Origin of the sequence: Rhodoferax sp. UBA5149, assembly GCF_002413825.1 — a bacterium.
Classification (GTDB): Bacteria; Pseudomonadota; Gammaproteobacteria; order Burkholderiales; family Burkholderiaceae_C; genus Rhodoferax.
Genome location: NZ_DHXT01000212.1, coordinates 1 through 10,088 on the forward strand (window position 1 = coordinate 1; position 10,088 = coordinate 10,088).

At 60.1% G+C, this 10,088-nt stretch carries 9 protein-coding genes; 5 read left to right on the forward strand and 4 right to left on the reverse strand.

Annotation, left to right across the window (positions count from 1 at the left end; translation table 11 throughout):
• From B3V69_RS19105 to B3V69_RS19125, 5 genes are all read left to right on the forward strand, one after another.
• The coding region (locus B3V69_RS19105; RefSeq protein ID WP_296448891.1) for an electron transfer flavoprotein subunit alpha at positions 1 to 81 on the forward strand (81 nt) is incomplete at its 5' end.
• 102 nt (positions 82 to 183) lie between these two features.
• Positions 184 to 1,998, forward strand: a complete 1,815-nt coding sequence (locus B3V69_RS19110; protein WP_296448866.1) for an acyl-CoA dehydrogenase — start codon at positions 184 to 186, stop codon at positions 1,996 to 1,998.
• A 90-nt stretch (positions 1,999 to 2,088) separates the two neighbouring features.
• Positions 2,089 to 3,054, forward strand: coding sequence for an NAD(P)H-dependent flavin oxidoreductase (locus B3V69_RS19115; RefSeq protein ID WP_296448870.1), 966 nt, complete (start codon positions 2,089 to 2,091; stop codon positions 3,052 to 3,054).
• A 317-nt stretch (positions 3,055 to 3,371) separates the two neighbouring features.
• Complete coding sequence (locus B3V69_RS19120; RefSeq protein WP_296448873.1) at positions 3,372 to 4,460, forward strand: ABC transporter substrate-binding protein; 1,089 nt, start codon at positions 3,372 to 3,374, stop codon at positions 4,458 to 4,460.
• A gap of 15 nt (positions 4,461 to 4,475) precedes the next feature.
• Positions 4,476 to 7,214, forward strand: a complete 2,739-nt coding sequence (locus B3V69_RS19125; RefSeq protein ID WP_296448876.1) for a bifunctional diguanylate cyclase/phosphodiesterase — start codon at positions 4,476 to 4,478, stop codon at positions 7,212 to 7,214.
• Between the two features lie 71 nt (positions 7,215 to 7,285).
• Here the strand turns inward: B3V69_RS19125 and B3V69_RS19130 are convergent, their stop codons facing one another.
• From B3V69_RS19130 to B3V69_RS19145, 4 genes are all read right to left on the reverse strand, one after another.
• Positions 7,286 to 8,233 (reverse strand): rhodanese-related sulfurtransferase, encoded by a 948-nt coding sequence (locus B3V69_RS19130; protein WP_296448879.1) that lies wholly within the window; start codon positions 8,231 to 8,233, stop codon positions 7,286 to 7,288.
• 47 nt (positions 8,234 to 8,280) lie between these two features.
• Positions 8,281 to 8,982 carry a VIT1/CCC1 transporter family protein gene (locus B3V69_RS19135; RefSeq protein WP_296448882.1) on the reverse strand — a complete coding sequence of 234 codons (702 nt, stop codon included), beginning with the start codon at positions 8,980 to 8,982 and terminating at the stop codon, positions 8,281 to 8,283.
• 385 nt (positions 8,983 to 9,367) lie between these two features.
• Positions 9,368 to 9,670, reverse strand: coding sequence for a hypothetical protein (locus B3V69_RS19140; protein ID WP_296448885.1), 303 nt, complete (start codon positions 9,668 to 9,670; stop codon positions 9,368 to 9,370).
• A gap of 71 nt (positions 9,671 to 9,741) precedes the next feature.
• A partial coding sequence (locus B3V69_RS19145; protein WP_296448888.1) for a histidine phosphatase family protein occupies positions 9,742 to 10,088 on the reverse strand: 347 nt, incomplete at its 5' end.

Sequence of the window (10,088 nt, forward strand, 5' to 3'; positions counted from 1 at the left end):
GCGCCGATCTTCTCGGTGGCCGACTACGGCCTTGAAGCTGATCTGTTCGTGGCCGTGCCCGAACTGGTTGCCGCGCTGTAAACCACGCAGAAAAAGGGCATCGCTTGCGGTGCCCTTTTTTTTCGCGCCAATGGTTGTACTGTTGCTTGCGCACACTTTTGATTTCCCTTTTGGAGACCCGACATGAGTTACGTTGCCCCCCTCAAAGACATGCTTTTCAATATCAAGCATCTGGCTGATATTGAGCAGATTGCCCAGATCCCAGGCTTTGAAGACGCCGGTTTTGAGACCGCCCAAGCCGTGCTGGAAGAGGCGGCCAAGTTCAATGAAGGCGTATTGAGCCCGCTCAACTGGGAAGGCGATAAATACCCCTCCAGCTGGCATGACGGCAAGGTCACGGCCACACCCGGTTTCAAGGAGGCCTTTGCGCAGTTTGCGCAAGGCGGCTGGCAAGGGCTGCAACATCCGGTCGATTTTGGTGGTCAGGGTTTGCCCAAGACCATCGGCGCGGCCTGCGGCGAAATGCAGAACTCGGCCAACATGAGTTTTGCCCTGTGTCCGCTGCTCAGCGATGGCGCGATTGAAGCGCTGTTGACAGCCGGTTCCGACGAACTCAAGGCCACCTATCTTGAAAAGCTGGTGAGCGGCCAGTGGACCGGCACCATGAATCTGACCGAGCCCCAGGCCGGCAGCGACCTGGCCGCGGTGCGCAGCCGTGCCGAGCCGCAAGCGGACGGCAGCTACAAGGTGTTTGGCACCAAGATTTTCATCACCTGGGGTGAGCACGACATGGCCGAGAACATCGTCCATCTGGTGCTGGCCCGTGTCACTGGCGCGCCCGAAGGCGTCAAGGGCATCAGCCTGTTCGTGGTGCCCAAGTTCATGGTCAACCAGGACGGATCGCTGGGTGCGCGCAACGATGTGCATTGCGTCAGCATCGAGCACAAGATGGGCATCAAGGCCAGCCCGACCGCCGTGCTGCAGTATGGCGACCATGGCGGCGCCGTGGGTTACCTCGTGGGCCAGGAAAACCGCGGCCTGGAATACATGTTCATCATGATGAACGCCGCCCGCTTTGGTGTCGGCGTGCAGGGCATTGCCATTGCCGAGCGCGCCTATCAAAAAGCGGTGTCTTTCGCCAAAGACCGGGTGCAAAGCCGCCCGGTCGACGGTTCTGCGCCAGCCAGCGCGCCCATCATCCATCACCCGGATGTGAAGCGCATGCTCATGACCATGCGTGCCTACACCGAAGGCTGCCGCGCCATGGCAACGGTGGCCGCTGCCGCCTACGATGCAGCCCATCATCATGGCGATGCCGAGGTGCGCAAGCAGAACCAGGCCTTTTACGAATTCATGGTGCCGCTGATCAAGGGCTACAGCACCGAGATGAGCCTGGAGGTCACCTCGTTGGGGGTGCAGGTGCACGGTGGCATGGGCTTCATCGAAGAAACCGGTGCGGCGCAGTATTACCGCGACGCCAAGATTCTCACCATCTACGAAGGCACGACCGCCATCCAGGCCAATGACCTGGTCGGGCGCAAGACGGCGCGCGATGGCGGGCAAACCGCCAAGGCCCTGGCCGCGCAGATTGAAGCGACTGAAGGCTTGTTGATCGAGAGCGGCAGCGCCGATGCCCTGGCCGTGGCCAAGCGTCTCGGGGCGGCGCGCGAAGCCTTTGTGGATGTGGTGAGCTTTGTGGCGGGCGGGCTTGCCAAGGCCCCTGAAGGTGCCGCCAAAGCCAGCCCCAACGCCGTCTTTGCCGGCAGCGTGCCTTACCTCATGCTGGCCGGCAATTTGATGGCCGGCTGGCAGTTGGCCCGTGCGCTCTTGGTGGCGCAAGACGAGCTAGCCAAAGGTGTTGACCTGCCTTTCATGAAAGCCAAGATCATCACGGCGCGCTTCTATGCCGACCACTTGCTGACCAAGGCACCCGGCATTCGGGACGCCATCATCGAGGGCGCTGAGAGCGTCAACGCGCTGGCCCTGGATGCCTTCTGATTTGCTATTTATTTGATAGCTTCTGTCGCCCGATTGATAAGGGCTAGAGGCTGATTTACCTAATAATATTTGGATTCTTTCGGAGATTTGATGTCCAAGCTACCCGCGCCCCTGAACCATCTGCCTTTTCCCGTGATCGGCTCGCCGCTGTTCATCATCAGCAACCCCAAGCTGGTGATTGCCCAATGCATTGCTGGCGTGGTGGGCTCCATGCCCGCGCTCAATGCGCGCCCGGCGGAGCTGCTCGAAGAGTGGTTGATCGAAATCACCGAGGCGCTCGCCGCCTACAACAAGGCCAACCCGGATAAACCGGCCGCACCCTTTGCCATCAACCAGATCGTGCACAAGAGCAATGACCGGCTGGAACACGACATGGCGATGTGCGTCAAGTACAAGGTGCCCATCATCATCACAAGCTTGGGTGCGCGTGAAGACATCAACGCCGCCGCCCACTCTTATGGTGGTGTGGTGTTGCATGACGTCATCAACAACAAGCACGCGCACAAGGCGATCGAGAAGGGCGCCGACGGTCTCATCGCCGTGGCGGCGGGAGCCGGGGGCCACGCCGGCGTGAAGAGCCCGTTCGCGCTGGTTCAGGAAATCCGCCAGTGGTTTGACGGCCCGGTGGCGCTCAGCGGTTCCATCTCCACCGGCGACGCCGTGCTGGCGGCACAGGCGGTTGGCGCGGACTTCGCCTACATTGGCTCCGCCTTCATCGCCACCGAAGAAGCGCGGGCCGGTGAGGACTACAAGCAGGCGATTGTGGATGCCAACTCGGACGACATCGTTTACAGCAACCTCTTTACCGGCGTGCACGGCAACTATCTGGCGCCCAGCATCCGTGCCGCCGGCATGGACCCCGACAACCTGCCGGCCAGCGATGCCAGCAAGATGAATTTTGGCGGCGACAAGTCCAAAGCCTGGAAAGACATCTGGGGCTGTGGCCAGGGCATTGGCGCCGTCACCAAGATTCAGAGCACCGCTGATTTCGTGGCCCAGCTCAAGCGCGAGTACGCTCAGGCGCGCGCACGGCTGCTGGCGATGAATTACGCCTGATTGAGCTGTAGCCCTCGCGGAATATGCGCGAGGCGCTATTTAAATAGTAGCGCGTAGGGACGCTCTGTCGCGTTGCTGATTGTCTTGGTGCGAGACCTGGGACACGGATAGGACGCGAATCGGCAAGGCCGTCATCGCGGGACCCGCATCGGCGAGAAAGACATCGGACGGACCCAGTGGGATAATGGTTACGATTTCGCCTGCCATCCTCTATCCGTGGACCGCGCAGAAATATATTCGATTTCGTCGATGTCAGTGATCTGCCGCCCCCACCACGGCGTGCACTGATGGTTGCGTTGTCTGTCACAAAAAATAGCATGAATCGATTTATTGCCTTTGTCGTCGGCATGTTGCTGGCGATCCCCGCGTCAGCTTTGTCCGTGGCCTTTATCAATCCCGGAAAATCGAACGAAGCCTATTGGGTGGCGGTCGCCGAATCCATGAAGGTTGCGGCGCAGAGCTTGGGAATTGAGTTGGAGATGCGTTTCGTTGAGCGGGACCACCCTCGTGCCCTGGCGATAGCGCAGGAAATCGCGACGCGGCCGAAAGCTGCGCGACCTGATTACGTCATGCTGACCGGCGACTATGGCCTTGGCACCAAGCTGCTTAACATTTTCGAGGGCACGGGGATTCAATGTTTTTTTGCTTTCAGCCCGCCCAATGCAGGGGAGCAGGCCGACGTCGGCACGCCACGCCAGCGCTACAAGAGTTGGATCGGTTCCTTGCAGCCGCACGCCATTGATGCCGGCTACCTCACTGCCCAAGCGTTGATTGCCAGGGGGCGGGCTGCCAGGGCCCAGGGTCCGGATGGCAGGCTGCATCTGCTGGCCATCGCGGGTGACCGGTCAACCGCCGTTTCGATTCAGAGAAACGAGGGCATGCGCCGTGCGGTCAGCGACGCTGGCGACGTGATGCTGGATCAGGAAGTGTATGCAGATTGGAGCCGTGACAAGGCGGTTGAACAAAGTGATGTGCTGTATGCACGCTACCCAGCGGCTCGCTTGATTTGGGCGGGGAGTGACCAGATGGCTTTCGGGGCCATGCAAAGCTGGGAGAAGCGGGGCGGGAAACCCGGCCAGGATGCCTGGTTTAGCGGTGTCAACACCTCACGTGAAGCGATGGATGCCGTCAAATCGGGGCGTCTTACGGCCTTGGCCGGCGGGCATTTCATCGCCGGGGCTTGGGCATTGGTCATGATTTATGACCACGCCAATGGCCGCGATTTTGTCGATGAGGGGCTGGAACTTGACCGGCCGATGTTCGTCTTGTTTGATGCCGGCAGCGCAGACCGTTTTCTTGCCAGGTTTGGCGACAGCTACGAGAAGATTAACTTTCGCAAATACAGCAAAGTACTGAATCCGCAGATCAAACGCTACAACTTCAGTTTTTCGCAATTGATGCGCTGAGGTCGACCGCCGGTCATGCCAACCCGCCCATTTCGTCCGATTGCCCGATTCCTGACCGGGCGCATTGTCGCGCTGGCATTTGCGTGCTTCGCCTTGATGGGTTCAATCCATGCGGTCATTGAATTTCGATCGGCAAGGGTCGAATTCGATGCCACGATCCGGGACATTTCCGTTGCCAGCGTGCCCCAGCTCTCAGTCAGTCTGTGGGACATTGAACTTGAGGCGGTGAATAGGCAGCTCGCCGTGATGGCGCGACGACCCGAAGTTGCTTTCGTTGAACTGACGACCTTGACCGACCAGCATTTTGAAGCGGGTGATGCTTCGCAACGCGAGGGAGGCACAAAGACAAGCATCGAGATTCCCTACCCCAAGGGCGCGGGCCATCTGGGCACTTTGCAGATCACAGGTAAAGATTCATATCGGCGCGCCAAAGTCGTCAAAGATATCGCTCAAATGCTGCTGGGCTATTTCGTCTTCATCATGGTGATTTGTTTGGCGATGGTCGTCTTGCTGCGCCGCGCATTGCAGCATCCACTCAGGCAGTTGACCCGTTTCGCTTACGAGCTGGTACCCGGCGAGATTCCCGCTCCGGTGGAGATTGACAGGCCGGCGAGTCCTTATGCCGATGAGGTTGATATTCTCATTGAAGGCTTTCGAAAACTCCAGAGCACGGTCTTTGCGCATGTGTCGAATCTCGATCAGCTCGTGGCGACGCGCACCAATGAATTGATGTTGCACAATCAAATTCTCGAACAAATAAGCAGGGACACTCCCTTATCCAGCTTGCTGGATACGCTGGCGCGACAGATTGAGTCCGTGCACCCGGAGGTGCGTTGCTCGATTTCGTTGTTGGACCCGGAAGGCAGGCATCTGCGGCACGGCGCCGCGCCCAGTCTGCCGGATTTCTACAATCAGGCGCCCATCTGTGCAAGCGAGGGCACGGTACTGGGGACAATCGCCCTTTATCACCGGCAGTCGGCACAGCCATCGGGGGCGGAAATCGCCTTGATTGAAAGTTATGCAAAACTGGCCGCACTTGCCATTGAGCGCAAACGCGCGGGGGAGAAGCTCAAGACATTGTCACTCGCGGTCGCGCAAAGCCCCGTGTCCATTGTGATCACCGATCCCCTGGGATATATCGAGTATGTGAATCCGAAGTTCGAGCAAATCACCGGCTACCGAAGTACCGAAGCCATTGGTCGGACCCCGAGAATACTCAAACGTGAGGACCCATTGCACGAGGCGCATCACGCGTTGTGGCGCACTATCACATCCGGGGAAAATTGGAGTGGCGAGTTTCACAACCAGCGCAAGGACGGCACGCGATTCTGGGAATTCACCACGATCTCACCCATTCTGGACGAGCAGGGTGCTTTAATTCATTTTGTCGCGGTCCAGGAAGACATCACGCAGCGCAAGGAGGACCACCGGCAGCTCGAACACTTCGCCCATTTTGATGCGCTGACCAGTCTGCCCAACCGCGTGCTGCTGGCGGATCGATTGCACCAGGCCATGGCTCAGGCCAAGCGATGCGACCAGCGACTGGTGGTCGTATTGCTCGACCTCGATGGTTTCAAGGCCGTCAACGATCGCCACGGGCACCAAGCCGGCGACCAGTTACTCATTGCGGTGGCCACCCGTATGAAGCAGGCTCTGCGCGACGGTGACACCTTGGCGCGCCTGGGCGGGGACGAATTCGTCGCCGTTCTGCTCAACCTGCCGGATGTTGCAGCCAGCGTTCCCATGCTCACTCGCTTGCTCGGTGCCGCTGCCGACCCAACCCAGGTCGGCGACCTTGTCCTGCAAGTCTCGGCCAGCCTGGGCATCACCGTCTATCCACAGGAGGAGGACGTGGATGCGGATCAACTGCTGCGTCAGGCTGACCAGGCCATGTACCAAGCGAAGCTGGCAGGCAAGAACCGCTACCACGTGTTCGACGCGGAACAGGACCGCAGTGTGCGCGGCCATCACGAAAGTCTGGAACGCATTCGCCTGGCCTTGAGTGCTCGCGAATTCGTGCTGTATTACCAGCCCAAGGTGAACATGCGCACCGGAGCCGTCATCGGAGCGGAGGCCCTGATCCGTTGGCAACACCCTGAACAAGGGCTGCTGCCACCCATCGCGTTCTTGCCGGTGATCGAGGATCATCCGCTGTCCATCGAACTGGGGGAATGGGTGATCGACACTGCGCTGACCCAAGTGAAACTTTGGAAGATGTGCGGACTGGACATCCCGGTCAGCGTCAATGTCGGTGCCCACCAGCTGCAGCAGGCGGACTTTGCCCCGCGCCTGTTGGCTATTTTGGCGAAGCACCCCGACATCAGGCCGGGTGACCTCGAACTGGAAGTGCTGGAAACGAGCGCCCTGGAAGATTTGGCGCATGTATTCGCGGTCATCGAGGCTTGCCAGCGCATCGGTGTGAGTTTTGCCCTGGATGACTTCGGCACCGGCTATTCCTCGCTGACCTACCTGAAACGCCTGCCGGTAACCCTGCTCAAGATCGACCAGAGCTTCGTGCGCGATATGCTCCACGACCCGGATGACCTGGCCATATTGGAGGGCGTGATTGGCTTGGCCATTGCCTTTGGCCGCCAGGTCATCGCCGAAGGGGTGGAGACCGTGGAACATGGCGCCAAGCTGTTGCAACTTGGCTGTGAACTGGCACAGGGCTATGGCATCGGCCGTCCCATGCCGGCGCACGCCTTGCCTGATTGGGCGGCGGCCTGGCGCCCTGATCCGTGTTGGAATAAATAGAGGATGGGGTAGGGCGCTGAGCTCATGCCGATCGCGTCTGGCCGGTACGCCGATGAAGGTGTGTTACTGGTCTATGAAGTCTTCGGCTGCGGCAGCCGCGCGCCAATCGGGGCTGGCTCGCCCCGGGCCTTGGCCAGCTCCCACTGGCGTTGGCGTTCGCGGGCGCTGTTCTTTTGAGTTTCGCGCGTGGTGGCATGGCATTTGGGGCAACTGACACCAGCCTCGAACAGGGGCGACGCCAGGTCGGCGTTGTCCAGCGGCTGACGACAGGCCCGGCACAGGCCGTGTTGCCCCGGTTTCAGGCCGTGGCCCACCGACACGCGTTCGTCAAACACAAAACACTGGCCTTGCCACAGGCTCTGCGCTTCGGGCACCGTCTCCAGGTATTTCAGGATGCCGCCTTCGAGGTGGTAGACCTCGTCAAAGCCTTGCGCGCGCAAATAAGCGGTGGACTTTTCGCAGCGGATGCCGCCGGTGCAAAACATGGCCACCCGGGGCTTCTTGCCCGATACGGCTTGCAGCGCGGGGGCATTTCCAATCCACTCGGGCAGCTTGGCAAAACTCTTGATGTCCGGGTTGATGGCGCGGGCAAAAGTGCCGATGCCGACCTCGTAGTCGTTGCGTGTATCGATCAGCACCACGTCGGGGTCGGCAATCAGTGCGTTCCAGTCCTGCGGCTTGACATAGGTACCTGCCATCAGGGTGGGGCTGATGCCCGGCACGCCCAAGGTGACGATTTCGCGCTTGAGGCGCACCTTCATCCGGTAAAACGGCGACTTGGCGGACCAGGCTTCCTTGTGTTGCAGGTCTGCCAGCCGCGGATCGCGCCTGAGATGCGCCAGCACCGCCCGCACGCCGTCAGCTGGTCCGGCAATGGTGCTGTTGATGCCCTCGGTCGCCAGCAGGATGATGCCTTTGACGTCGTTTTGTTCGCAGCAGGCGAGCAAGGGCGCTTTGAGCGCCGCGAAATCAGGCAGCTCGACGAACTTGTAAAACGCGGCGGTCAGGAAGTTAGTCATGACCCCATTTTCGCTTCACTTCGAAGAGGCGCTCTGTTGCAGCTGCATCAAACGAACGCACCAAACAGCTTGCCGACACCTGCTGTGATTGCCATCGCGAGCGCACCCCAGAAGGTGACCCGCCATGCGCCAATCAGAACGCCTGCGCCGCCAACCCGGGCGGCGACGGCGCCCAAGATGGCCAGGAAGGCCAGCGATGTCCCGGAGACCCAGGCGGTCAGACCGGTCTCGGGCGCCAATGCCGTCACTGCCAGCGGCAGCACCGCACCAACCGCGAAGCTGGCGGCCGACGCCAAAGCGGCCTGAATCGGCCGGGCGCTCAGGGTCTCGGAGATGCCGAGCTCGTCGCGTGCATGGGCGCCGAGGGCGTCGTGTTTCATCAGTTGCTCGGCCACTTGCTGCGCCAGGCCGGGCTCAAGCCCCCGTGCGACATAGATGGTCGCCAGCTCACGCCGTTCCGCGGCAGGATCCGTCTCGAGCTCGGCGCGCTCACGCAACAGGTCGGCGGTCTCGGTATCTGCCTGCGAGTGCACCGAGACATATTCACCCGCGGCCATCGACATGGCGCCAGCCACCAGCCCCGCGATGCCGGTCACCAGAATGTTGCCGTGGCTGGCACTGGCAGCCGCCACGCCGACCACCAGACTGGCGGTCGAAACGATGCCGTCGTTGGCGCCGAGCACGGCGGCGCGCAGCCAGCCAATGCGGTCGGTTCGGTGGCGTTCAGTGTGGCGGCGAAAGGGTTTCACGGTGCCGTGCTGTCGTGGACCAATGGGAGTTCAAGAGTTCCAGCGATTATCGGGGTGAGGCAAGCAACACTTGGTACGCGAGCGCACATACCGCGGAGGATTCGTGTCTCAGTCTTCAGTCTCACGCCGCGGGTTGTCTCATCAGCTGGAACCGTTTGAGGTAAGGGGCGCGTAGTCGGCTTGCCGGCGGAACGTCCTTCTTGGCCGAGAGGTTAGACCTTGGCACCGACCAACCTTTCGCAGTGTTGAAGGAGTTTCACCCAAAACTCTAAGCCACCAACCTGTTCTGGTTTGACACCATCGCCGTCAAACGTTGTGGCATTGAATGTGAACGTTGAGCCGTCATCGAGGGTGATGGGATAGACATCTTGATATTTGGGAAACACTAGCCATTTCGGTCGCCAAGGGTTGTGCGCAAATCAACGGGCGTGCCGGCAACTCGAATGCCGACATCAACAGGTTTTATTCGAATGTCTGGGCAGAAGTCGCTCTTCTTAGGTAGGCATTGCGTGTCAGCCGGACCCGGATTTGGCTTATAGACGCTATCCGGACGCTGCCCTTCTACACGTATGCCAATTTCGGGCGCCGTTGAGTCAGTGTTCGTTGCAGGGTCGTAAGGAATTCCTGTGCAACCAGTTATCAACGCGCTAGCCGTTGCCGTTGTAGTCATCGATTTCAAAAAGCTCATTTCGTGCTTCCTATGAAAAAACAGTACAGGAACAAAGGGGATGAAGGCACCAAGAATAGCCCAAGCCAAATTTAGGCGCGCCCGGCGACGAACGCGCGCTCCGTCACCTCGACCCAAACGCTTTCGCCGTTCTTGCGCTTCAGTTTGAGGACGGCGTTGCGTGCCAGACCGCTGATGTGGCGCGTAACGACGTCCATGACCCAGCCGTGGGTAACGACGAGTACCCGAGCACCGCAATGGCGCGCGCCGATTTCGACGAACGCATCGTACGAGCGATCGGCGAATTCGTCCATCGACTCTCCTCCCACGAACTCGGCAGCCGGATTGCGCCGCAGGATCTGCTCGAGCATGGCCGGATTCAGTTCGGCCAGTTCGCTCTTCGGAATGCCCTGGATCGCACCGAAATGCCTCTCCCTGA